Genomic DNA, 21,378 nt, shown 5'->3' on the forward strand with positions numbered 1-21,378 from the left:
TAAAGAAAAGACTTACCTTTGCGTAGTAAATAGCTTGATATGACGGACGACAAAGATAAACAATGGACGGTTTTGGAGAGTGAATACCTCATCCGTCGCCCCTGGCTGACTGCCCGGCGCGACAAGGTGAGGCTTCCCAATGGCGTGGAAAATGACGAATACTACGTGTTGGAGTATCCGGATTGGGTCAATGTGATAGCCTTGACCGAAGATGGAAAATTTATCATGGAAAGGCAATACCGTCATGGATTGCAGTGGACCGGTTATGAGATATGTGCCGGGGTGTGCGAAGAAGGGGAAACGCCGTTGGAGTCTGCCCAAAGGGAGTTGCACGAAGAGACGGGATTCGGCGACGGGGTATGGGCGCACTTGATGACCATTTCGCCCAATACGTCTTCCATGAACAACCAATGCCATTGTTTTGTGGCACGGGGAGTGAAACGCATGTCGGCTCCCCACCGGGAAGCCACCGAGGACATCAGCGTGCATTTCCTGACCGTGGACGAAGTGCGCAGCCTCTTGCAGCACAACGAAATCAAGCAGGCGTTGATGCTCGCTCCGTTATGGCGTTATTTTGCAGAGCACCATCTATGGTAGGTCAGGCTTCATCCGCTTCCGAATGGCAGGACATGCTGTCCGGTCGCCTTCCTATGCGGGAAGTCCGCGCCTGTGGAAAATGCTTGGCATACGATGGCATGTTCCGCGACACGCTGTACCGTATCATGGCGGATGGCGACAGCCGCATGGCGGAAAATGCTGCATGGATCTTCACGTATGCGGATACCGACCTTTTGCCAAGCCTCCCGCCGCACTACGTGGACACGTGGATGGAACGTGCCATGGATACCCGGAGCGAAACGCTCCGCCGCCTGTTGCTCACGCTCATTTCCCGTTCTGTGCTCCCCCACCCGTTCCGTACGGATTTCTTGGACTATTGCCTTATCGGCATGTCTTCTTCCCGGTATCCCTATAGCGTCCGTGCACTTTGTATGAAACTGGCCTATAAATTATGCCTCCCCCATCCAGAGTTGCTGGACGAATTGAAGTCAAATCTCGAAATCATGGAACCGGATCTTCTTCCGCCCTCATTGCGCAGTGTGCGCTGTCGTGTCATGGTTGGTATTGTTTCCCAAAAACGAGGATAAGGCTACTGACAAAATGTCAGTCTTTATCTATACGGGCCGCACATGCCGGACACAGTCCTTTGAGTACATAATTCACCCCGTGCAGGACGAATCCTTCCGGTGCCTGCACCACCGGGACCGCCTGACTCCGAAAACAGAAAGCCCGATGGCATCCTTCGCAATAGAAATGTACGTGTTGGTCGCTCACCGAACAAGTGCAATCGTCGCTGCATACCGCATATTTCAGTGCGCCTGACCCGTCATCAATGGCATGAATCAGGTGATGGTCCAGAAACAGCGAGATGGTGCGGAATATGGTGGATTTATCCACGGTTTGCAGTTTTTCTTCCAAGTCGGGTTGTGACACGGCACGGTTCATTTCCATCATCGTACGGAGAATAAACAGACGGATGGCTGTGGGTTTCACGTTCCGTAAATTCAGTTTATGCAAATAGATGTCTTCTTCCATAATGTATATGCCTCCAATATAACCATGGGATAAAGGTACGTGCTTTATCCCATAGTATGGCGATGGTTTAATCTTTTTTATCACTCAACAGCCGGACGGCATTCAGAATGGCCAACAAAGCCACACCCACGTCGGCAAAGACGGCTTCCCACAAGGTGGCCGCACCGAAAGCACCCAGTACCAGTACAAGCAGTTTCACTCCGAGGGCACCGATGATGTTCTGCCACACGACAGCCCGTGTGCGGCGACCTATGCGAATGGCTTCGGCTATCTTCGACGGTTGGTCGGTTTGCAGGATGATGTCGGCCGCTTCGATGGCCACGTCGCTTCCCAACCCGCCCATCGCAATGCCTACCTTGCTGGCAGCCAATACGGGCGCATCGTTCAGTCCGTCGCCGACGAAAGCCACACGCGCATGTTCTTCTGTTTGGAATTCTTCGATATGCCGCACTTTGTCCTCCGGCATCAGGTCGCCGAAATAACGGGAAATCCCTAATTGTCCGGCCAGTTTGCCCACCAATGCCGACTTGTCTCCGGATAAAATGCAGAGGTTGCGGATGCCCAGGCCATGGAGAGTCGCCACGGCACGGGATGCGTCGGGTTTCGGCTCGTCGGCCAACAGCAGGTAGCCGGCATAGCGTCCGTCGAGGGCCACAACCACAATCGTGTCGGGAATGTGAAGAATGTCTTCGGGATAAGCTACTTGGTTTTGAGCCAATAAAGCCGCTTTTCCGACCAAAAGTTCGCCTCTGCCGGTCATGGCGCGCAAGCCTAATCCGGCCCGTTCTTCCGTATTTCTTACCGCAGGAAGCGTTATGGCCTGTTGTTTGGCATATTCACCAACGGCACGGGCTATGGGATGGTTGCTTCCGGATTCCGCCGCTGCGGCCCATGCCACCAGTTCGTCGGCTGTGAGGCCGCCGGAAGGATGTACTTCCTGCACCCGGAAGACGCCGCAGGTCAGTGTGCCGGTCTTATCGAATACTACGGCATCTATATGGGTAATGGCGTCCAGATAGTTACTGCCTTTGAACAGGATTCCCCGGCGTGAGGCTGCCCCGATTCCTCCGAAATAGCCCAACGGTATGCTGACCACCAATGCACAGGGGCAGGAAATGACGAGAAAGACCAACGCCCGGTAGAGCCATGCATGAAAATCGTAGATGAAACCGGGATGCCATGAGGCATAAAGCCAAGGCAACACGACCAACAGTGCGGCAAGCATCGTGACGGTCGGAGTGTAGACACGGGCAAACCGGCGGATAAACTGTTCGGTGGGAGCTTTGCGTGAAGCCGCATGCTGTACCATGTCGAGGATACGTGACAGGGCGCTGTCGGTATAGCCGCGTACAGTGCGTAATCTGACGACCCGTTCGGTCGGTATCATACCGGCCAGTACTTCTTCGTCTTGCCCAATCATGCGCGGCACGCTTTCGCCGGTCAATGCGGCGGTATTGAAAGCGGTTTCAGGCTCCAACAACACACCGTCCAAGGGGACGCGTTCGCCTGTCTTGACTTCAATCTCCTCTCCTACCCCCACGGTTTCCGGTGCCACCGTCTGCCATTGCCCGTCGCGCCGCACGGTGGCAGTCTGCGGCCGCACGTCCAACAACGACTTGATATGGCTCCGGGCTTTGTCCACCGCACGGTCCTGAAACATCTCTCCCACGGCATAAAAGAGCATGACCGCCACAGCTTCCGGATATTCTCCGATATAGAAAGCGCCGAGCGAGGCCGACAGCATCAGCGTAAATTCATTGAAAAAGTCCTTGTGGCGAATGGTTTCCCACGCCTCTTTCATGATGGGGAACGCTACGGGCAACCACCCCACGAAAAACCAACACAGCCGTACCCATGAAGGGCGAAAAAAGGCAGTGTCCATGCTTTGACATGTGATGCCGCTGATCAAAACTGCGAAAGAAAACCACAGACACAGGTTGGTTTTCCGATTGTTTTCCGTGTGGCAGATGCCGTGACCGCACCCACAGGTATGTGCTTTTGTTTTCATTATATGGCTTTTTTATGATTTCTATGGCAAAGTTATCCGGTTTTCCGTGCAACTTGGTTGCATAAAACATTTCGGCTAATGGAATAGCACACTTCCCATGTATACAAAAAATGCGGCTTTTCACAAAGCCGCATACATTAACCTAAAATTTTAATAATTATAAAAAGTTAACCTGTGCCACGTTTTTCACAAGACATGACACCCACATCTAAAAACATTAAAACCAAGGTATGCGGTTTTCGCAAATCACATACCACAAAATTAACCAATTGTATTACTCATAAAAATCTAATGTCCTTTGTCATTATATACGCGCTTCGGCAATATAGCCCAAAGCCTCTTTACATTTGTCGGTAATGTATTGCCAATTCCCGGCAGCAACTTCTTCTTTCGGGAACAATTTGGAACCCATCCCCACACAGTAGACTCCGGCTTTGACCCATGCGGTCAGGTTCTCTTTCGTAGGAGCCACGCCGCCCGTCACCATAAGCTTGGTCCATGGGCAGGGTGCCATCATCCCTTTCACGAAAGCCGGGCCGTACACGTCACCGGGGAAGAGCTTGCAAAGGTCGCAGCCCAATTCCTGTGCCTTGCCGATTTCCGATACTGTGCCGCATCCCGGACAGTAGGGCACCAAACGGCGGTTGCATACCGGTACGATGTCAGGATTGAACAACGGCCCTACCACGAAGCAAGCTCCTAACTGGATGTAGAGGGCTGCTGTAGGGGCATCCACAACGGAACCTATGCCCAAAGCCAGTTCCGGGCATTCCTTGGCAGCGAATTTCACGCATTCTGCAAACACATCCTGGGCAAAATCGCCACGGTTGGTGAATTCAAATGCGCGCACGCCACCATCATAGCACGCCTTGATTACTTTCTTGGCCGTTTCGGCATTGGAATGATAGAATACGGGAACCATGCCGGTTTCCCCTATTTTTTGCATGACTGCAAGTTTATCGAATTTTGCCATATCTTTTTCTTATTATCGTTGGACGGGTTTATCTTTGTACACGACCGTTGGCAGAACCTCCGGCCAAAGCTGCCACTTCTTCGGCGGATACCATGTTGAAGTCGCCCGGAATTGTGTGCTTCAAAGCCGAAGCCGCTACGGCAAACTCCAACGCCTCGCCTTGAGTCTTCATTGTTAGCAAGCCGTGAATAATGCCTCCTGAGAAAGAATCGCCTCCTCCGACACGGTCGATGATGGGGTCTATGTCGTAACGTTTGGACACATAGAACTCCTTACCGTCGTATATCATGGCTTTCCACCCGTTGTGAGTGGCCGAGATGGATTCACGCAAAGTGGAAATGACGTACTTGAAACCGAACGTGTCCATCATGCCTTTGAAAATGCCTTTGTAACCCTCGGCTTCCGTGCTGCCCCCTTCTACGTCCGCATCCGGCTTGAAGCCCAGACAAAGTTCTGCGTCTTCTTCGTTGCCGATGCATACGTCCACGTATTGCATCAGAGGCTTCATAATGCTTTGGGCTTTCTCCGATGTCCAAAGCTTCTTGCGGAAATTGAGGTCGCAGGAAACGGTCACGCCGTGCTTTTTGGCTGCAATACATGCCTGGCGCAAACATTCGGCACTGGCATCTGAAATGGCCGGTGTGATACCGCTCCAATGAAACCAGTCGGCACCTTCCATGATGGCATCGAAATCGAAATCGTCCGGGCAAGCCTCTGCAATAGACGACCCTGCACGGTCGTAAATGACTTTGGACGGACGCATGGAGGCTCCTGTTTCCAGATAATATATTCCCACGCGCTGACCGCCACGGGCGATGAAATCAGTGTGTACGCCATAACGGCGCAAGGCATTTACGGCAGCCTGACCTATTTCATGCTTGGGCAGTTTGGAAACAAAGTAGGCCTCATGTCCATAATGGGCACAACTTACGGCTACGTTGGCTTCCCCGCCCCCGTAATTAATATCAAATGTGTCTGTCTGTACAAAACGAGATTGTCCGGGTGTAGACAAACGGAGCATGATTTCTCCCATCGTTATTATTTTTCCCATACCTGTATTTTGGTTATTGTTAGCCTTGGTTTTTACTGTTAACCCACACAATTTATTTTTTTGATATGCAAAAATAGATATTTTTTCCGTAAGGCGTTCTTTTTTACGGAAAAAATCGGCATAAGGCGCAAAGAAAAGCAAAGTTCTACATAAATAAATGCAGGTCAGCATCTTGTATGCAGAGCGGGTTGAAGCAGGCTTCGGCATAAAAAGCCTGAAAACACCCCTTTCGGACAAAGTTCGGCTACTAAACAGCTACCGGTTCCGAAAGGGAGTATATACGGCATAATGAGTTCTGTTTCATTGCTTTGCCTTGTTTTGCATAGCTCTTGGTAAGAAATAAGTAACTACCTTTAGAAACGAAAATTTTAGAGTTATGGAAACAAAGAGAAGTACGTTTGCGACCTCGTTCTACATCAAGAGATCCGCAGTGAGAAACCGGGACGGGAAAGCCCCCATCATGGTGAAAATCTCCGTTGACGGGGATGACAAGGCGGTGGGAACCAAGCTGTTTGTCACTCCCGACCTCTGGGAGAACGGCAAGGCGAAAGGCAAGTCCGCCGAGGCAAACGAGATAAACGGGCAACTGAAGGAGGTCTCCGCCCGGCTCACCAACCACTACCACCGCATCCTCCGGGAAGAGGATTTCGTCACCGCCGAGAAATTGCGCAACGCCTTCCTCGGTGTCGGCGTGATGGAGAACTGCATCCTCAAAGATTTCGGGAACATGAACCGGGAATTTGAGGCGATGGTGGAGAAAGGGCAGCGAGCCAAGTCCACCTACAACAAGTATCTGGCTGTTTACAACCATTTCAAGACCTTCCTTTGGGAGAAGAAGAAGCGCACCGACATGGCTTACAAGGAACTGACCAAGGAGATCATCACCGATTTCGACAAGTACCTGCGGGTAGAGAAAGGGCTGAGTGCCAACACCCTCTGGATATACACCATGCCCCTGCTCAGCCTGACCGACAAGGCGTGGCGGCGTGGAATCGTCCGCACCGACCCCTTCGGAGAGTACAGCCTTGAGATGCAGGAGACCGACCGGGGCTATCTCACGGAAGAGGAGCTGCGCACCTTGGCTAATGCCGTGTTCGTCAAGAAACAGACCAACCTTGTGCGGGATATGTTCCTCTTCGGGTGTTTCACCGGGCTTAGCTACATTGACATAAAGACGCTCACCCATGACAAGATACAGCGCATGGACTTCGACGGCGAGGAATGGATCATCACCCGACGCACCAAGACCCGTGTATCGAGCAACGTTCCCCTCATGGAGATTGCCAAGGAGCTGATAGAGAGGTACAGGGGGCTTGCCGGGGGCGACCTTGTCTTCCCCATACCCAGCAACAGCGTGTGCAACACCCACCTCAAACAGATAGCCAAAGCCTGCGGCATCCACAAGGAGATCGGCTTCCACCTGAGCCGCCACACCTTCGCCACGACCGTCTATCTCTGCAACGGCGGCACCATCGAGGCGCTCTCCAAGATACTCGGACACAAGCACATTTCCACCACCCAGATCTACGCCGAGGTGACCAACAGGATGGTAAGCTCCGATTTCCGGGCAATCTCCGGCAACCTCGCCGCCATGCAGCGGAGCGTGCTGGAGAAGAAGGACAGGAAACAGGACGGGAAGCGGGTGCGCCGCTCCCTCCGGGAAACGGCTTGACGCCTTTCCCCGGTGCAGAATGCGGCAAAGGCAGGAACTTCCGATACGGTGTCCCTGCCTTTGCTGCATTTCCCGATGCACACCCCCGTGCGTTTATGTTGGACTTTTCCCCCGTTTGCGCTTTGGGCGCATGTCCACGTAGTTCTCCTCCAGCATACGCAGCAGATCCGACTGGCGGTAGAGCGTCTTGCCCGGCAGCGATATGTACGGGATCAGCCGTTGCGTGCGGTAGTCCTGCAACGTTCTCGGCGTGATGTGCAGCAGCCTGCACACGTCCTCGCCCGTGAGATAGACCTCGCCGTTCATCGCCGGGCGGAAGTGCGCCGTTACCGTGTCGAGGTACCTCATGCCTTCCTCCAGTGCCTCGAAGTATGCCCGTACCTCTTCCGTGTCCCTTGTGATCACTTCCATCTCACTCGTCCTCCGTCATTTCCCGGCTCATGGCTTCCACGAACGCCTCCACGTCCTCCGTCCGGTAGTAAATCTTGTGGTTGATCTGGCTGTACGGCAGCAGCCCCCGGTCACGGTAGGTCTGCAATGTCCGCTTGCTGATGCCCAGTTTCTCGCACACGTCCGCCCCGTCCATCCAGTTCATCTTTTCGGGCGGGCGGTAGCGGGCGCAAAGCTCCCTCACGTGCTGCGAGAAGCTGCCGAACCGTTCCTTCATCTCCTCGAAGGTCTTTCTCTCGATGCTTACTATTTCCATTGTCCCAATACGTTTTTATTGTTATACTTCCCTGCAAATATACCGGTCTGTATATGTCCGTGTATCAAAACCGTATCGCTTGTCCTCGTTTTGCTTCACGCTTGTAGCCTTGTCACGTTCCGGGCGGTGAAAAGTAGGGAGAAGCTCTACATATCCGCACGCCCTTCCGCATATTTTCCGCCCTTTCCGCTTGCCGTGTGCCGGACATTTCGCATATTTGTAACCGACCAAACATCATTACTATGGACGAGGCTGTCTTTATCGCACAATATACCTTCCTTGCCACTCCTGCGGTCATCGAGGAGGAGAGCCGCATCTTGGGCAAGATCGCACGCCGCCTGCGCTGCGAGTACGTCATCCGTTTCGAGGACGACGGCAAGTTCTATTTCCTGCTGGAGACCCGTTCCGGCTACCGAGGAGCATTTCGCCCGGTGCGGCTGGTACATCGTCAGCCAGACCGACTTCAACAGCCGCCTGACCATCGGCATGGGCTTGTACGAGAGCGGGAACTTGGCGGGATTCATGTACAGGCTCGATTCCGGCAGCGAGGACGAGGCACGTTTCTGGAACAATATCCTTGTATTCACTTTCTTCAACGGATTCCGCAAGGCGTTCTTTCCGCTCGACAACCGCTTTCAGGGTTTCTTCCGCTTGGACGGCAGCTTGTGTTTATACCTTTATGACTACTGCCCCGTCCGCCGGAACGACAAGATCACCTTCGAGGGGAAGAAGGTGTCGAACGCCGTTTGGCGTTTCAAGAGCGGCGAGCAGACCGACCTTTTCGTCAAGCTCTTCTCCATCGCCGCCAGCCACATCCGGGCGATTCAGGAGAACAGGCACCGTGCCGTGCTGGTTCCCGTCCCGGCATCCACACGGGAGAAGCACCGCACCCGGTACGAGGCGTTCTGCCGCAAGCTCTCGGCGGACATGGGAATAGCCGACGGGTACGGGGCGATAACCGTCGCTTATGACCGGGCGCAATTCAAGGGCACGCACGGGAACGGAGACCGCACCGCCAATCTGGAGTTCCACCCCGAACGGTTCAGGGGGAAGTGCGTCTTGCTCGTGGACGACGTGCTTACTACCGGGGCTACTTTCATAGCGCTGCGGCGCAAGCTGATAGCGCATGGGGCGAAGTTCGTCATCGGCATGTTCCTTGCCAAGACCATCGCTTTCGAGGACGAGCGGAAGGATCTATCCATAAATGACTATACAAATCCAACAACATCGGAGTAGTGTCAGTACAAAATGTACCAGCAGTATTTTTCCGCTATACTTGAAACGATAGCAGGCAGATGCGACAAAGCCGATGGCACTCCAACCAATCGCCACCCAGCCCGTAAGGATATAGTTTTCGGAAGATTCATAGCTCCAACTTAATCCTTCACAACCTATCGGGTAAAGTTCCGGATGCTTTGAGAATTGTATAGAATCAGCGACAGCCACCCACAGCAACAGCAGATAGCATAACCCCCATAATATCCTTAATGCCAATCTTAATTTCATCTTGTTTGGTTCATCATTTCAGGTTATCGTGAATGGTCTAACTTGATGTACCAGCCTTCCTTGACGGGCTTGTACAGCGTGGTGTCGTTGTATGTCCTTCGGTAAATCTCGTTCAGGTCGCCGTGTTCGGTGATACGGATATTCCGGCGGCTTCTCAATCCGGGATCATAAACGAAACTCTTGGATGTTCCTGCGTCCACGATGCCGTGGGAATAGTACGGCATAACGAGGCTCACATATACCGAATCCGCCGTTTCCCATTCCCTGCGGTCAACAAGGACAAGACCGCATCCAATCTCTGACAACAAGGAATCGAGCTGTATTCGGTCTGGCTTCAGCAGCCCATATACCGGGAGGTCTTCTTCGTCATTCGTTTCATGGGATGTATCGCTTTGCTCTGTTGAATCAAGTATAATGACCTCTTCCGGATAAAGTGGCGGGTAGTGGAAACTGCCTTCTGAACTCTCTGCCATGATTTCGTACACCTTGCGGAACGCCGCCTCGTGCGTGGCAAAGTGGCGTATCATTTCCTCGTCGCTCGGCGGCATAGGCGGCTTTCCGCAACTTGCGGCAAACAGGCTTGCTAAAAGCAGGATTGTGATGGGTATTTTCATTTTTGCTCCCAATGTTTTTCAAATTACTGATATATATCTGACAGCAATGCCTTTGAGTTCTTCTACATTGACTTTTCGGCATGTTTCTAAATTCAATCTCTCTAAATTATACAAATTTGCGATTGTTGGTTTTAGGTTTGTGAGAGCCGTACACCTTTGTAGAAAAAGAGTTTTTAGATTGACACACTTTTCCAAACCTTCGATCGAAGTAAATGAACCTCCGATAATACGCAAATACTGTAAACTAATGGTCTTTTCTAAAAATGAAAGGTTATCTGTCCTAACTTTACTTAGCTGAAGCCAATTTAATTGATGCAGCATTTCCCAACCACTGATTTTTGCATCATAACTGATATTGACTTTCTCTAATACTGGAAAAAGAGATAAATCCAAGTCAAAATTATTATCTACTCCCCAACGGAAATCTTTCAGTTTTGAAAGATGATATAATCCAGTAATGTTCGACCTTTTAGAAAGAGAAACGATCCAATGAAATGTTTGTATAAAATCCCGCCTATTTAGAAAATCAAAGTTTACAACTCTTTTTATATCATTCTTTTCAGAGCGGACTAAAACATCTTTGATATTATGTCTTTGGGCATAATCAAGACCTTCTTCTAAAGAATCAAAATCTATCGTTATGCCTTTAAAATAAGAAAACTCACTATAATCTACTTTGTATTTTTCCATAAATGCAATTCTTTTCAAAAATAGGTAGTGATTTGCTTTTTCGCTGTAATCTTCGCTTCAAGCCTTGATATGCAGCTATTTTTTCCGTTCAATTACAAATATATATCATAAGGACGAAACTTCGGAATATTCGGTCTTCCTTTTTTCAAGGTATGCTTAAAAGCAGTTTTTGCGGATGGTTGTTTGGGCGTTCCCCTTCGGGTCGGGCTTTCCGTTGCAAGTCCTCGCTATGCTGTGGGCTTTTCCCTGCAATCCCTAACGTGGGTGAAAGGGCTTTCACTGTCTTGCGCTTAAACCTTGGGCACGGGCTGTCCCGTCCCGGCGTCCGTTTCCGACCATTTCGGCAGGCTGCATGGCCGAAGCCGGACATCGGGCGGAAGGACAAACGGAACACATCCGTCCGTGCCGTCACACGGGGCTTCGGCTGTTCGCCGAAACTTCCCGTGCCCCCGTCCCGCCCGAAAGAGTTCCCCGGTGTTTGTCCGGCAGCCGGAAGCTGACCGTGCTCCCATATACTTCTCCCGTCCGTATCTCCTTGCCTTGGGAAACGGGCGTTCCCGGCTCTCCGGAAGACTTCTTCTTCCCGCACCCGGCAAGTAACTTACCATTGACTGGAATGACTGACAGGGCATTTTTTCCCTAAGCTGATTGGGAAAACATTGACGAAGGTAGGCGGAGGTGAAAGCAAATCCGTAAAAAATGCCAAATCTCCACCCTGCGGGTAGTATTTACCATTTTTTCAGATGGTTGCAATTCACCTTTTCCGCTATCAATGATGGTCAATGTTCTTCCCAATCAGCCAAGGGAAAAAAATTGGTTGGGGCGACAAGCGATGAAAACAGAGTAATAACGATTAAAATTTGTGAGTTATGGCAACAACGAACAGCACCATCGAAAAGATTGCACCGATGTTCACCGATTTGTTAATCAAGAAAATCGAGTGCTTGAAAACGGATTGGCAAAAGCCGTGGATAGCGAGCCTTGAACAAGGTTTGCCCCGCAACATCAGAGGGACGCTCTATAACGGCGGAAATGTCTTGATGTTATTGTTCTACACCGAGTTCATGAAATTCACTTTGCCCGTGTTCCTCACGTTCAACCAAGCGAAGGAAGAGGATTTAAGTGTTTGCAAGGGCGCACGCTCGTTTCCCGTCTATTATTGGTTTAAGTTCGTGGTACACAAGGAGACGAAAAAGACAATCAAGTACGAGGAATACCGCAAGCTGACCGCAACCGAACAGGAAAATTACAAGGTCATCCCGCAGATGAAGTATTACAATGTCTTCAACATCGACCAGACCGATTTTGCAGGGAAATACCCCGAACGCTACGAGCGCATGAAAAAGGGAGAGCAGCCCGAAGACTATTCGGACGGGATGATTTACGAGGCGTTGGACGAGCTTGTCTGTCTGCAAAATTGGTATTGCCCCATCAAGGTGCAGTATTCGGACAGTGCCTACTATTCGCCCTCTTCCGACCATATCGTTTGCCCGCAGCGTGAGCAGTTCCCGCAGGGAGCGGAATATTACGGCACGCTTCTGCACGAGATGGCGCACAGCACGGGAAGCCCCCAACGGCTGAACCGCACGTTCGGCAGCTTCTTCGGGGATGCGCTCTACGCCCGTGAGGAACTTGTCGCCGAACTTACCGCCGCCCTTTGCGGTGCGTTCTTCGGCTACGCAGCCGCACCGCAGGAGAACAACGCCGCCTATCTGAAACACTGGCTCACCAAGCTAAAGGAAGAACCCGCCTTTTTGGTGGAGATATTGGGGGACGTGAACAAGGCGGCGAAGATGATTGCCGACAAGGTGACCGAACCGGTAAACGAACCCGCAGCAGCCTAAGCGAAACAACAAAGGAACAAGAGTATCAACCAACGGGCGGAGCAGTCCGCCCCACTAAAGACATAAGACGATGAAAACATTATCGGAAAAGGAATTTAACGGGTTAAACATAAAAGTTATGTTTACCGAGAAGGTGGAACAGGCAAAAAAAGAGCTGTCTCCACTCATGCAGGAGATAAGGAAGTACATGCCCCAAGCGGAATACGGCTACCACGTGGTAAGCGGTGAATACCCCGCATTTTACGGCGTGCGCATAGAGTTCACGTACAACGGCATCCGTTTTCATGTGTACAAGATAAACAAAGAGAACAAATACAAGATAGCCGCCGACATGGAACACTTTGAATATGTCAACCGCTACGACATCGAAAGGGCGGGCAGCCAATACGAAAAGCCGTGCAATATTGGCGTGTTCACCGCCAAGAAAATAAACGATTGGATAAACTACTGCACGCAGATATACAGGCAGGTGGAGCAGGAAAATGCGGAGAACGCCCGAAAGGTAGCCGACTTCTTGAAAAGTATCGAGAACGAACCCGTAAGCTGGGAACGTAGAAACTATGCGAAAGGGACGATAACCCGCAACGGCTTGCGCTTCACTTTCTACATAGAGAAAGGACACCTCTCCTTTGAACTGTCCCTAAGTTATCGGGGAACGGCTGATTACGACACGTTCCGGCTGTTGGCTGATAACCGCTATATCCCGTAAGGGAACTGTTAAAGAACCACGGGCGGAGCAATCCGCCCGACAATACCCAAGAACATGAAAACGGCATTTGTTTACAAACTGATATACCGCCTAATCCTTTGGGCTTCGGCGGCTTATTTCCTTACCACCGCCGCAGGGCAGCTTTTCGCCTTGTTGCTTGTCGTGGCTCTGTTTTACTTCGTGGCACGGCTTGTTTTCGCCCTTGCGTGGCGGCTGTTTGTCGGCTTCGTGTTCGTACTGATAATCATTCTTTTAATATTCTAATATTTACCGATATGGAAACAAGGACATGGACAGAAAACGGAACACCCGTTACCAAAGAAAAGACGGTAGCCTTTTCGGGACACCGCACCAACCGTATAGCCAAGTTCACGGCAGACCGTGAGAAACTCTTCAGGGAGGTGGCGTTCGACACGTTCGCAGCCATCGAAAGTTATTGTATCAAAAAAGGCTACGACACCTTTTTGTCGGGAATGTGCGAGGGCTTCGACCTTATCGCAGCAGAGGAAGTATTGAACCTCAAAAAGAGATACCCGCATATCCGTCTGAAATGCGTTGTCCCCTTCAAGGGACAAGCCGAACGGTACACCCAAGCCGACAAGCAGCGTTACGACACCATTTTGGCGCAAGCCGATGAAGTGGTAACCTTGCAGGACGGATATACCGAGGGCTGTTTCCTGCGCCGTAACGACTACCTTTTGGAAAACTCCGCTTTTCTGATGGTCTATTACGATGCGGTAGCCATAGGCGGCACGTTCTACACCCTCAAACGGGCAGTAGAGCAGAAAAAGAAGTTCGCGAACGTATGCTATAACCGCAGGTAGCCCGCAAGGGCGGATTTTCCGCCCGCTACTTTCTTTCGTGAGCCGGAGCGGGGAAAGAAAGATAGCAAAGAAACCGATTTCCCGAACGGAACGGTTTGTCAAAAATCAAAAAGAACAACTATAAACAATCAACTTAAAAATAACAGATTATGAAGACAAAAGCAAATCAATCAGCAGCAGAGAAAAACATCACGATGGTAGCATTGGCAGACATTCAGCCGAGCGGTTTCAACCCACGCAAACACTTCGATGAAGCAGCCCTTTACGAACTTGCCGAGAGCATCAAACGGCAGGGCGTGTTGCAGCCCATCACCGTGCGCCCCGTTGACGGGACAGACCGTTACGGGATTGTTTTCGGGGAACGCCGTTACCGTGCGTCCGTCATTGCGGGCAGGGACGAAATTCCCGCAATCGTAACCAAGTTGTCGGACGAGGAAGCCGAGGAAATGGCGATTACCGAGAACTTGCAGCGCAAGGACGTGACACCCGTGGAGGAAGCCGCAGCCTATCAACGGCTTATCGAGAGCGGACGCCATACCGTGCAGACCTTGGCGCAACTCTTCGGAAAGAACGAGAACTACATCCGCACACGGCTGAAATTCACCGCCCTTATCCCCGAAATCGCCGCCCTTTTGGAAGCGGACGAGCTGACCATCAGCGTGGCGGCTGAAATCTGCCGATACGGGGAGGACATTCAGCGTGAGGTGTACGAGAAGCATTTGCAGGACGAGGGAACGTACAACAGTTGGCGGGGACTGAAAGCCGCCGATGTCGCAAGGCGCATCGAGCAGAACTTCACCACCGACCTGCAATACTACCGCTTCGACAAGACCGAGTGCGCTACGTGCGCACACAACACCAACAACCTGCTGCTGTTCCGTGATGGCGGGTGCGGGCATTGCGCCAACCGCACGTGCCTTGCCGAAATGAACGCATCCTACCTCATGGAGCGGGCTGTGCAAATCATGCAGACCCAGCCGGGCGTGTCGCTCTGCCGTGACCGCTACTGCACCAACGAAACGGTGGCAGAACGGCTAATCGCTTCGGGCTACGAGGTGGAGACCCTTGACAGGTACACCGCCTTTCCAAGCTGCCCGAAAGAACCCAAAGCCGAAAATTTCAACGACCCCGAACGCTACGGGGAAGCCCGCACCCGCTACGAGCAGCAATGGGCGGACTACATGGAGCAGGAGGAGGAAATCACCCGCAGGAGCGAAGCGGGGGAAATCACCGTCTATGCCAAAATCGGGCAGAAGGAGATTGACTTCTGCTATGTGGAGAACGTGACCGAAGCGCAGACAGCGGACGGAAAGCCCGCATCCGCACCGCTCTCACCCGTGGAGAAATTGGAGAAGCAGGACGAGCGCAACAAGGAAATCGCACTCGAACGCACGGTGGAGGACACCAAGAAACAAATCCTCGAAGCCGACATCACGGGCGGCAAGTTCAGTGCGGACGAAGATACCATGTTGTACTTCTTCCTTCTCTCTTCACTCCGTAAGGAACACTTCGCAGCCGTGGGGATTACGGAAGACAAGCAGTATATCACGGACGAGGACAAGATGGGGATTATCGGCAACCTCACCGTGAGGATGAAGACCATCATCCGCAGGGACTTCCTTGTAGCCAATTTCAAGGGAGCATACGGCAACAACACCGTGGCGACCCTCTTGCTTGACTTCGCACGCAGGCACATGCCGGAGGAACTCGCCAACATCGAAAGGGAGTACAACGGGGTGTACGAGAAGCGACACCAGCGCATCGAGGAAAAGAAAGCCGTCCTCTTGGTGCAGGAACGGGCAAGGGAGCGCAAGGTAACGCAACCCGAAGAAGAACCGCAAACCGAAGAGATTGCAGCCTAAGGACAAAGGGCAGGGCGGAGAAATCCGCCCGCTACTTTCTTTCGTGAGCCGTAGCGAAAAAGAAAGATAGCAAAGAAACCGATTTTTCAACTTTTAAATTTTGATAACAATGAAGCAGGAAATCAGACAGAACGGGAAAACCGTCCTTTACAGCGAGGACGGTTGCAGCATCCCCATGATATTCAACAACCTTGTCGGGAAGAACCTCAAAGGCAGGGAGTATTCGGACTATATCGCTCTCGTAGCCATTCCCGACATGGGATTTACCTACGGGAAGATAGCGTATTATTCGGACGGGAATTTAATCGCAACGGGGGAAATCAAGCCATAACATTCCCCTCTATGTTTCATCGCCGCAGGTCCGGGACGGGTAGCGATCCGCCCGGACTTCTATTTTTACCCACCCGTGGGAAAGGATTGACCCGGCATTTCGGACGCACTTCTTTTTCTTTCGGTGAGCCGGATGCGGACAAAGACAAAGAAGCAAAAAGAAACCCCTTGACCCACCGGATTTTTAGCCAAGCTCCACACTCATTTTTTTAGCAAATCTACGGGAAAAAACGGACAAGTAGCAAGGCTGAACCTGACGGTTTTGCGCACAATCTCCACACCTTCGGGTCGTATTCCACGCAAAAGCCTTGCATGAAGTCCGCTCTTTCCCCGTGCCCCAAAGCAAAAAATAAATGTTTCACTTTTAATTTTTGCATTATGAATACACTGTCTTTTCCTCAAATCACCGTAAGTTACAAGGACGCTGACGCATCCAAGAGAGTTAAAATCCACTCTTCCAAGGAGTCTTACGACATCCTCAAGACCTTCTACGAGAACTGTATGCAGCACCACGAGGAGTGCTGGGCGATGTATCTGAACCGGGCAGGCAAGCTGCTGGGCGTTTCGTGCATCTCACGCAGCGGGATAGACTGTACGGTCGTGGACATACGCATCGTCCTTCAGACGGCTCTCGTTTCCCATGCTTCGGGAATCATCCTCTCGCACAACCACCCGTCCGGCTCGACGGTGGCAAGCACACAGGACAACAACCTGACCAGCCAGTTGAAGAAAGGCTGCGAGGCAATCGGCATCCGCCTTTTGGACCACATCATACTGACCGAGGACACCTACCTCAGCTACACCGACGAGGGGATGCTTTAAGCACCCCCTTTTTTGTTCGCTATCCGTTTTGCACTTCTTTTCTTTCATGAGCGGGGCGGAAAAAGAACAAGAAGCAAAAGAAACCGGAAGACGATAGGGCGGATATGAAAAAAGCATCCCGAAGGATGCTTTCCATTTCGTCCGGCTCACGCTACATCTTCAATCCCCGTTTCCGCTCCTGCCGGATGTCGGAGAAGGAGAACTTCCCCGTCTCCTTGTCGAACTTCACCGCCTTGTCCTTCTGCACGCCGTCCGGCGTCTCCATCCGTTTCACCTCCAGCGGCTTCCCGTTGTAGAAGTCCGTCATTTGCCGGTAGCTGAACTTTTCCCCCGTCAGGCTTTCCATCAGGCTGTTCAGCGTATATACGCTGTCTTGATTATGCACGCTCTCCGGCACGAACTCCGGATGGTTCCTCACCCAGTCCGGGTACTTCGTTGTCGCCATCAGGCAGACCTCCGGCGAGCGTTCCGCCCACGGGATCATCATCAGCGACTCCCGGCTGTGGGCGGCGCACCTGACATACACCTCGGGCGTGAGCAGGCTTTTCGGCACTCCGCCACGCCCGACGGCGGACATCCCCGACGTTTCAGCCGCCACCAGCACCCGTTTCTGCGTTTGCAGGTGCACGGGCAGGACGCTGATGCACCTGCCGTCCAGCGGCAGCAGGAAGTCCGCCATTTCGCCGTTCATCACCTCCGGGCGGATGCTTGCCGCCACCCCGTAGAGTTCCTCCGGGCAAACCTTGCTACACTCCTTCAGCACCTCCATGCACACCTCCGGGGACGGGATATGCTGAACCAGCCGGAAGCAGTCGTTCCCGAACCCCGCTTCCGTTTCCAGCGCCTTCCGGCACAGTTCCGGTGTCTTCACCTCTTCGGGCACGTTCTCCAACTGCCAGCCGTCCTCTTCAACGGCGGCACGGCACACCTCCGCCGTGCGGTCGTGCCTGCATATCATCTCCAAAGGCACCTGATACATTCTTTCTTCTTGTTCCATGTTTCTGTTTTTTTAGATAGGTTGTTTCATATTTTCATTCCGTTGCGCCTCTTGGGTGCGTCGTTCCGTTCCGGCTCTTGCCGTTCCTTCTGCTCCTGCCGCTGGCTGAGAGGGGCAATGCGGAACGTCTCTTTCTGCCGGTCGAAAGTCACCTCACGGTCTTTCAGGAAACCATCGGGCACCTCGATACACTTGACCGCCATCGGCTTTCCCCCGTAGAAGTCCGCCATCTGACCGTAGGTGAATTTCCCGCCCGTCATCTGCTCCATCAGGCGGCACAGCGAGTACACGTTGCAATAGCTGTCCACCGGTTGCGGCACGACATGGGGATGGGCATGGATCATCCCGGGATAGTTCAGGTACGCCGTCAGGCACGCTTCCGGCGACCGTTCCCTCCACGGAATCATCACGAATGACATCCAGCTATGTTCGGCGCATTTCCGCCACAGCTCCGGCGTTTTCAATCCCGGCTTCACCCGGTCGGAAAGGAGGGCAGACGCCCCCGACACCTCCACCGCCTTCGCCGCCCGCTCCGGCGTTTGCAGGTGGACGGGCAGCAGGGACAGGCACCTGCCGTCCTCCGCCACCAGAAAATCCGCCATCTTCCCGTCGAACACCTCCGGTCGGATTGCCGAAGCCACCTCGTAAAGATCGGCTCTGCCCTCGCCGTACCAGTCCCGTATGGCTTCCATGCAGACCTCTGCGAACGGGATATGGTGCAGCAATGCCAGATGCCCGTAACCGAGTTCCGCACTCGCTGCCAACGCACGGCGGCACATCTCCGGGGTTTTCATGTCCTCCGGCACATGCTCCAGCGACCATCCGAACTCCCTGACGGCATCGGCGCACCGCTCTGCGGTACACTCGTGCCGGCACAGGTCTTTCAGTTCCGCCAAAGCCGGTACCTCACTCTTCCTCAGTTCCACTTCCATCCCCGTCCTCCTTGTCGTTGTCCGCATTGAAGTCGTATTCCAGCTCGACCGCCTGACCGTCCGAGTCCTCCACCCAGACGGTGAAGCTGCTCTGCTCGTCCGACAGCGGGGTGTAATAGAGCCGGAACGTCTCTTTCTCCAGCGGGTAGCGGTCATTGGGCAGCAACGCCGTGCCGTCTTCCAGTTTGAGCGTGCCTTCCCCGTCGAAGAGGAACCAGCGGATCGTGTACCGGGTGTCCTCCCAGCGTCCTTCCCGTTTCAGTTCGCACCGTATCTTCGCCGTCTCGTTCACTTTCAGCTCCTTCGGGACGGGCATCGTCTCCACCGTAAACGGGTATTTCGTCTGAATGTCCAGCCCGTCATTACAGGCTGCGACCAGCACGAGGGCGGCCACGATGTAGCAGCCCGTGAATATTTTATAAATCATTGTCCTCATATACATTATATATTATATAGCAGTTATCGAATCATAAAACGTATTCCCACGCCGACCTGCGTGTGGAACTTCCCGCAGTCGCCGCCGAACAGCACCCGTTGGCGACCGTTTACCAGCAGGACAATCTTGTCCGTCACGTAGGCGGACAGCTCCAGCGTCAGCGCACCCCCGTAGATGAAATTGTCTTCATCCGTGAGCCGGGAGCCGTCCGGCAGCAGGCTCTCGCCCCAGTTCACCGTCTCGTACCCGGCAAGGGCGGACAGCCCCAGTGCGGCGAAGAACGTCTTCTTCCGGTCGGAAAGGAAGTTCAGGTAATAGCCGCCCTCGCCCGTGAACTGGCTCGCCGGATAGAGGCAGTCCCGGTAGCCGTACCGCTTCTCCAAGTATTCCGCACCGACCACCCAATGGTGGGCGTTCTTCGTGTAGGTGCTCACCGCTATCCCGGCGTGGTAGCCGAAGCCGTCGCCGTTTTTCCAGCGCATGTTGTCCGACAGCCCGCCCGTGAGCTGTATGCCCCTCATTCCGGGCAGGCACCGTTGGGCGTGTGCCCGGTTGAAAGTCAGGCACACCCCGAAAAGCAGGATAATGAACAGTAACCTTTTCATCGCTTACTTGATTTTCAGTTCGTTAATCTGTTTTGCCGCCACAAGGTCGGCGTTCTCCACCCGGATGGTCTGGTGCCTGCCGCCGTCCTTCTCGAACAGCTCGATGACCAGCAGCTTGTCGTCCGGTATGGTGAACTGCGGGACGGCATACACCGTGCGTACGTCGCTTTTCCCCTCCGTCACCAGCACCTCGTTGTAGCTGCGCACCGGGTCGATCACCCGTTCCTGAATGGCGGTGCGCTTCGGCACTTTCTTGTCGACGATCTTGAACCGGATAAAGTCCGTCCGGAAAGCCACGTTCGACCTGTTCCTCGTTTCCGTGTGGAAATAGAACAGCCCGTTGTGCGAGTGGACGGATTTCAGGAGGAACTGCACCCCGAAGCGTTTGCAGCCCAAGTGCCGGATTTCCCGCCTGTCCTCTTTGTAGATGCTCTGCATGATCAGCTTCACCAAGAGCGGGCTTTCGTTACCCAGTTCCCTGAAATAGATATTCATCCGGGTGTGGGAAAAGTCCGTCGTGTCCCCGTTCTCCAAAAAATCCTTCATCTCGATGTTCAGCATCTCCGGCTCATGCGCATACCGGGCATTGAACGAATAGAAACTTCCGTCCTCGCAGATAACGGAAAAGTTCGTTTCCCCCGGAAACCCCTCGGTGGTCGCCTTCACCCGGATCACGTTCTCCGCACCGTCAGCTTTCCCGGCGATAATCCAATTGCTCCCCAAGTCCACGTACCGTACCGCCGAGGGGAAGATGATATGCACTGTCTTGGCGAACGTCACCTGCACCCCGTGGGGCGTAACCATCTGCCGGTAGGGTAGCTTCCGTGTAATCCCCTGATACAGATCGTTGCCCGCAGCCTGCTGTATCGTATCATTCACTTGTGCGTTCGCACCCGTCACCATGCCCATAAGCAGGGCGACCCATCCAAAAATCTTTTTCATTTGTCCTTTCTTTTTAATTATTGTTCTAAATTATTATCGCTAATTATCATATCCTCTGGCTACCTCTTCCCATACAAAAAATTACCTACTGCATAGCAGACCGACCTCATTTTCGCAGCGTAAAGCGAACGACCGAAGTGCAGCGTTAAAAAGAAAAAGCTGTTTGAGCGTTAGCGAGTTCTTTTTCTTTAGCGGAACGCAGGAAGAGAGTAGCGAGAAAATGCAGTCTTGACTTTTTCTTTTTGGTATCTTTTTCTTTTGT

General features: G+C 52.7%; 26 protein-coding genes. 11 read left to right on the forward strand and 15 right to left on the reverse strand.

Annotated features, from left to right (window positions below):
- The first annotated feature begins 39 nt into the window (after positions 1 to 39).
- Positions 40 to 597 (forward strand): NUDIX hydrolase, encoded by a 558-nt coding sequence (locus HMPREF9442_RS12590; RefSeq protein ID WP_008629202.1) that lies wholly within the window; start codon positions 40 to 42, stop codon positions 595 to 597.
- The gene (locus HMPREF9442_RS12595; RefSeq protein ID WP_008629204.1) at positions 591 to 1,145 is read left to right on the forward strand and encodes a HEAT-like fold family protein; all 555 of its coding nucleotides are present in this window, start codon (positions 591 to 593) and stop codon (positions 1,143 to 1,145) included. The genes HMPREF9442_RS12590 and HMPREF9442_RS12595 overlap by 7 nt, the downstream gene beginning before the upstream one ends.
- A 16-nt stretch (positions 1,146 to 1,161) precedes the next feature.
- Here the strand turns inward: HMPREF9442_RS12595 and HMPREF9442_RS12600 are convergent, their stop codons facing one another.
- From HMPREF9442_RS12600 to HMPREF9442_RS12615, 4 genes are all read right to left on the reverse strand, one after another.
- Positions 1,162 to 1,593, reverse strand: coding sequence for a Fur family transcriptional regulator (locus HMPREF9442_RS12600; RefSeq protein WP_040603104.1), 432 nt, complete (start codon positions 1,591 to 1,593; stop codon positions 1,162 to 1,164).
- Positions 1,594 to 1,660: 67 nt separating this feature from the next.
- On the reverse strand, positions 1,661 to 3,601 hold the full coding sequence (locus HMPREF9442_RS12605; RefSeq protein ID WP_420850133.1) for a heavy metal translocating P-type ATPase: 1,941 nt from the start codon (positions 3,599 to 3,601) through the stop codon (positions 1,661 to 1,663).
- A gap of 304 nt (positions 3,602 to 3,905) precedes the next feature.
- On the reverse strand, positions 3,906 to 4,574 hold the full coding sequence (locus tag HMPREF9442_RS12610) for a bifunctional 4-hydroxy-2-oxoglutarate aldolase/2-dehydro-3-deoxy-phosphogluconate aldolase (protein ID WP_008629215.1): 669 nt from the start codon (positions 4,572 to 4,574) through the stop codon (positions 3,906 to 3,908).
- Between the two features lie 28 nt (positions 4,575 to 4,602).
- Positions 4,603 to 5,625 carry a sugar kinase gene (locus tag HMPREF9442_RS12615; RefSeq protein ID WP_040603127.1) on the reverse strand — a complete coding sequence of 341 codons (1,023 nt, stop codon included), beginning with the start codon at positions 5,623 to 5,625 and terminating at the stop codon, positions 4,603 to 4,605.
- Positions 5,626 to 6,001: 376 nt separating this feature from the next.
- Between HMPREF9442_RS12615 and HMPREF9442_RS12620 the strand changes: the two genes are divergently transcribed.
- Positions 6,002 to 7,297 (forward strand): site-specific integrase, encoded by a 1,296-nt coding sequence (locus tag HMPREF9442_RS12620; RefSeq protein ID WP_008629218.1) that lies wholly within the window; start codon positions 6,002 to 6,004, stop codon positions 7,295 to 7,297.
- Positions 7,298 to 7,390: 93 nt separating this feature from the next.
- Here HMPREF9442_RS12620 and HMPREF9442_RS12625 read toward each other — a convergent pair whose 3' ends face one another.
- Positions 7,391 to 7,708, reverse strand: coding sequence for a helix-turn-helix domain-containing protein (locus tag HMPREF9442_RS12625; RefSeq protein WP_005858007.1), 318 nt, complete (start codon positions 7,706 to 7,708; stop codon positions 7,391 to 7,393).
- Between the two features lies 1 nt (position 7,709).
- Positions 7,710 to 8,003 (reverse strand): helix-turn-helix domain-containing protein, encoded by a 294-nt coding sequence (locus HMPREF9442_RS12630; protein ID WP_008629224.1) that lies wholly within the window; start codon positions 8,001 to 8,003, stop codon positions 7,710 to 7,712.
- A gap of 279 nt (positions 8,004 to 8,282) precedes the next feature.
- Here HMPREF9442_RS12630 and HMPREF9442_RS12640 point away from each other — a divergent pair, with 279 nt between their 5' ends.
- On the forward strand, positions 8,283 to 9,239 hold the full coding sequence (locus HMPREF9442_RS12640) for a ComF family protein (protein ID WP_232038359.1): 957 nt from the start codon (positions 8,283 to 8,285) through the stop codon (positions 9,237 to 9,239).
- Here HMPREF9442_RS12640 and HMPREF9442_RS15995 read toward each other — a convergent pair.
- From HMPREF9442_RS15995 to HMPREF9442_RS12655, 4 genes are all read right to left on the reverse strand, one after another.
- Positions 9,198 to 9,509: a hypothetical protein gene (locus tag HMPREF9442_RS15995; protein ID WP_087944121.1), complete on the reverse strand. Its 312-nt coding sequence runs from the start codon at positions 9,507 to 9,509 to the stop codon at positions 9,198 to 9,200. The two genes, HMPREF9442_RS12640 and HMPREF9442_RS15995, sit on opposite strands and share 42 nt — an antisense overlap.
- A 23-nt stretch (positions 9,510 to 9,532) precedes the next feature.
- Entirely contained in the window at positions 9,533 to 10,123 is a 591-nt protein-coding gene (locus tag HMPREF9442_RS12645) for a DUF4948 family protein (RefSeq protein WP_008629230.1), read from the reverse strand.
- A gap of 18 nt (positions 10,124 to 10,141) precedes the next feature.
- The gene (locus HMPREF9442_RS12650; protein ID WP_008629231.1) at positions 10,142 to 10,813 is read right to left on the reverse strand and encodes a leucine-rich repeat domain-containing protein; all 672 of its coding nucleotides are present in this window, start codon (positions 10,811 to 10,813) and stop codon (positions 10,142 to 10,144) included.
- A 145-nt stretch (positions 10,814 to 10,958) separates the two neighbouring features.
- Positions 10,959 to 11,402, reverse strand: a complete 444-nt coding sequence (locus tag HMPREF9442_RS12655) for a hypothetical protein (protein ID WP_008629232.1) — start codon at positions 11,400 to 11,402, stop codon at positions 10,959 to 10,961.
- A 280-nt stretch (positions 11,403 to 11,682) separates the two neighbouring features.
- Between HMPREF9442_RS12655 and HMPREF9442_RS12660 the strand changes: the two genes are divergently transcribed.
- The 7 genes from HMPREF9442_RS12660 (at position 11,683) to HMPREF9442_RS12690 (ending at position 17,204) form a co-directional block, all read left to right on the forward strand.
- A complete protein-coding gene (locus HMPREF9442_RS12660) occupies positions 11,683 to 12,657 on the forward strand; it encodes an ArdC family protein (RefSeq protein WP_008629234.1) in 975 nt (324 codons plus the stop codon).
- Between the two features lie 70 nt (positions 12,658 to 12,727).
- The gene (locus HMPREF9442_RS12665; protein WP_008629235.1) at positions 12,728 to 13,366 is read left to right on the forward strand and encodes a hypothetical protein; all 639 of its coding nucleotides are present in this window, start codon (positions 12,728 to 12,730) and stop codon (positions 13,364 to 13,366) included.
- A gap of 54 nt (positions 13,367 to 13,420) precedes the next feature.
- The gene (locus tag HMPREF9442_RS12670) at positions 13,421 to 13,630 is read left to right on the forward strand and encodes a hypothetical protein (protein WP_008629237.1); all 210 of its coding nucleotides are present in this window, start codon (positions 13,421 to 13,423) and stop codon (positions 13,628 to 13,630) included.
- A gap of 11 nt (positions 13,631 to 13,641) precedes the next feature.
- Positions 13,642 to 14,190 carry an SLOG family protein gene (locus tag HMPREF9442_RS12675; RefSeq protein WP_008629239.1) on the forward strand — a complete coding sequence of 183 codons (549 nt, stop codon included), beginning with the start codon at positions 13,642 to 13,644 and terminating at the stop codon, positions 14,188 to 14,190.
- Positions 14,191 to 14,339: 149 nt separating this feature from the next.
- A complete protein-coding gene (locus HMPREF9442_RS12680) occupies positions 14,340 to 16,052 on the forward strand; it encodes a ParB/RepB/Spo0J family partition protein (RefSeq protein WP_008629240.1) in 1,713 nt (570 codons plus the stop codon).
- A 109-nt stretch (positions 16,053 to 16,161) separates the two neighbouring features.
- Positions 16,162 to 16,383: a DUF7688 family protein gene (locus tag HMPREF9442_RS12685; RefSeq protein ID WP_008629243.1), complete on the forward strand. Its 222-nt coding sequence runs from the start codon at positions 16,162 to 16,164 to the stop codon at positions 16,381 to 16,383.
- A 377-nt stretch (positions 16,384 to 16,760) separates the two neighbouring features.
- The gene (locus HMPREF9442_RS12690; protein WP_008629249.1) at positions 16,761 to 17,204 is read left to right on the forward strand and encodes a JAB domain-containing protein; all 444 of its coding nucleotides are present in this window, start codon (positions 16,761 to 16,763) and stop codon (positions 17,202 to 17,204) included.
- A gap of 151 nt (positions 17,205 to 17,355) precedes the next feature.
- Here the strand turns inward: HMPREF9442_RS12690 and HMPREF9442_RS12695 are convergent, their stop codons facing one another.
- The 5 genes from HMPREF9442_RS12695 to traN are packed head-to-tail and all read right to left on the reverse strand — an operon-like array spanning position 17,356 to position 21,116.
- Positions 17,356 to 18,201 (reverse strand): hypothetical protein, encoded by an 846-nt coding sequence (locus HMPREF9442_RS12695; RefSeq protein ID WP_008629250.1) that lies wholly within the window; start codon positions 18,199 to 18,201, stop codon positions 17,356 to 17,358.
- Between the two features lie 26 nt (positions 18,202 to 18,227).
- Positions 18,228 to 19,133: a hypothetical protein gene (locus HMPREF9442_RS12700; RefSeq protein WP_008629251.1), complete on the reverse strand. Its 906-nt coding sequence runs from the start codon at positions 19,131 to 19,133 to the stop codon at positions 18,228 to 18,230.
- A complete protein-coding gene (locus HMPREF9442_RS12705; RefSeq protein ID WP_040603133.1) occupies positions 19,108 to 19,569 on the reverse strand; it encodes a DUF3872 domain-containing protein in 462 nt (153 codons plus the stop codon). The genes HMPREF9442_RS12700 and HMPREF9442_RS12705 overlap by 26 nt, the downstream gene beginning before the upstream one ends.
- 23 nt (positions 19,570 to 19,592) lie before the next feature.
- Entirely contained in the window at positions 19,593 to 20,174 is a 582-nt protein-coding gene (locus HMPREF9442_RS12710; RefSeq protein ID WP_008629254.1) for a conjugal transfer protein TraO, read from the reverse strand.
- Between the two features lie 3 nt (positions 20,175 to 20,177).
- On the reverse strand, positions 20,178 to 21,116 hold the full coding sequence (gene traN, locus HMPREF9442_RS12715) for a conjugative transposon protein TraN (protein WP_008629256.1): 939 nt from the start codon (positions 21,114 to 21,116) through the stop codon (positions 20,178 to 20,180).
- Between the last annotated feature and the right edge of the window lie 262 nt (positions 21,117 to 21,378).

It is taken from the genome of Paraprevotella xylaniphila YIT 11841 (genome assembly GCF_000205165.1).
GTDB lineage: Bacteria > Bacteroidota > Bacteroidia > Bacteroidales > Bacteroidaceae > Paraprevotella > Paraprevotella xylaniphila.

What these genes read in the sequence shown, in the direction of transcription:
- HMPREF9442_RS12665 (WP_008629235.1), top strand. Translation starts at nt 12,728, where the DNA reads ATGAAAACATTATCGGAAAAGGAATTTAACGGGTTAAACATAAAAGTT.
- HMPREF9442_RS12605 (WP_420850133.1), bottom strand. Translation starts at nt 3,601, where the DNA reads ATGAAAACAAAAGCACATACCTGTGGGTGCGGTCACGGCATCTGCCAC.
- HMPREF9442_RS12630 (WP_008629224.1), bottom strand. Translation starts at nt 8,003, where the DNA reads ATGGAAATAGTAAGCATCGAGAGAAAGACCTTCGAGGAGATGAAGGAA.
- HMPREF9442_RS12700 (WP_008629251.1), bottom strand. Translation starts at nt 19,133, where the DNA reads ATGGAAGTGGAACTGAGGAAGAGTGAGGTACCGGCTTTGGCGGAACTG.
- HMPREF9442_RS12615 (WP_040603127.1), bottom strand. Translation starts at nt 5,625, where the DNA reads ATGGGAAAAATAATAACGATGGGAGAAATCATGCTCCGTTTGTCTACA.
- HMPREF9442_RS12670 (WP_008629237.1), top strand. Translation starts at nt 13,421, where the DNA reads ATGAAAACGGCATTTGTTTACAAACTGATATACCGCCTAATCCTTTGG.
- HMPREF9442_RS12675 (WP_008629239.1), top strand. Translation starts at nt 13,642, where the DNA reads ATGGAAACAAGGACATGGACAGAAAACGGAACACCCGTTACCAAAGAA.
- HMPREF9442_RS12600 (WP_040603104.1), bottom strand. Translation starts at nt 1,593, where the DNA reads ATGGAAGAAGACATCTATTTGCATAAACTGAATTTACGGAACGTGAAA.
- HMPREF9442_RS12685 (WP_008629243.1), top strand. Translation starts at nt 16,162, where the DNA reads ATGAAGCAGGAAATCAGACAGAACGGGAAAACCGTCCTTTACAGCGAG.
- traN (WP_008629256.1), bottom strand. Translation starts at nt 21,116, where the DNA reads ATGAAAAAGATTTTTGGATGGGTCGCCCTGCTTATGGGCATGGTGACG.
- HMPREF9442_RS12695 (WP_008629250.1), bottom strand. Translation starts at nt 18,201, where the DNA reads ATGGAACAAGAAGAAAGAATGTATCAGGTGCCTTTGGAGATGATATGC.
- HMPREF9442_RS12705 (WP_040603133.1), bottom strand. Translation starts at nt 19,569, where the DNA reads ATGAGGACAATGATTTATAAAATATTCACGGGCTGCTACATCGTGGCC.
- HMPREF9442_RS12690 (WP_008629249.1), top strand. Translation starts at nt 16,761, where the DNA reads ATGAATACACTGTCTTTTCCTCAAATCACCGTAAGTTACAAGGACGCT.
- HMPREF9442_RS12660 (WP_008629234.1), top strand. Translation starts at nt 11,683, where the DNA reads ATGGCAACAACGAACAGCACCATCGAAAAGATTGCACCGATGTTCACC.
- HMPREF9442_RS12625 (WP_005858007.1), bottom strand. Translation starts at nt 7,708, where the DNA reads ATGGAAGTGATCACAAGGGACACGGAAGAGGTACGGGCATACTTCGAG.
- HMPREF9442_RS12680 (WP_008629240.1), top strand. Translation starts at nt 14,340, where the DNA reads ATGAAGACAAAAGCAAATCAATCAGCAGCAGAGAAAAACATCACGATG.
- HMPREF9442_RS12650 (WP_008629231.1), bottom strand. Translation starts at nt 10,813, where the DNA reads ATGGAAAAATACAAAGTAGATTATAGTGAGTTTTCTTATTTTAAAGGC.
- HMPREF9442_RS12590 (WP_008629202.1), top strand. Translation starts at nt 40, where the DNA reads ATGACGGACGACAAAGATAAACAATGGACGGTTTTGGAGAGTGAATAC.
- HMPREF9442_RS12645 (WP_008629230.1), bottom strand. Translation starts at nt 10,123, where the DNA reads ATGAAAATACCCATCACAATCCTGCTTTTAGCAAGCCTGTTTGCCGCA.
- HMPREF9442_RS12595 (WP_008629204.1), top strand. Translation starts at nt 591, where the DNA reads ATGGTAGGTCAGGCTTCATCCGCTTCCGAATGGCAGGACATGCTGTCC.
- HMPREF9442_RS15995 (WP_087944121.1), bottom strand. Translation starts at nt 9,509, where the DNA reads ATGAAATTAAGATTGGCATTAAGGATATTATGGGGGTTATGCTATCTG.
- HMPREF9442_RS12610 (WP_008629215.1), bottom strand. Translation starts at nt 4,574, where the DNA reads ATGGCAAAATTCGATAAACTTGCAGTCATGCAAAAAATAGGGGAAACC.
- HMPREF9442_RS12710 (WP_008629254.1), bottom strand. Translation starts at nt 20,174, where the DNA reads ATGAAAAGGTTACTGTTCATTATCCTGCTTTTCGGGGTGTGCCTGACT.
- HMPREF9442_RS12620 (WP_008629218.1), top strand. Translation starts at nt 6,002, where the DNA reads ATGGAAACAAAGAGAAGTACGTTTGCGACCTCGTTCTACATCAAGAGA.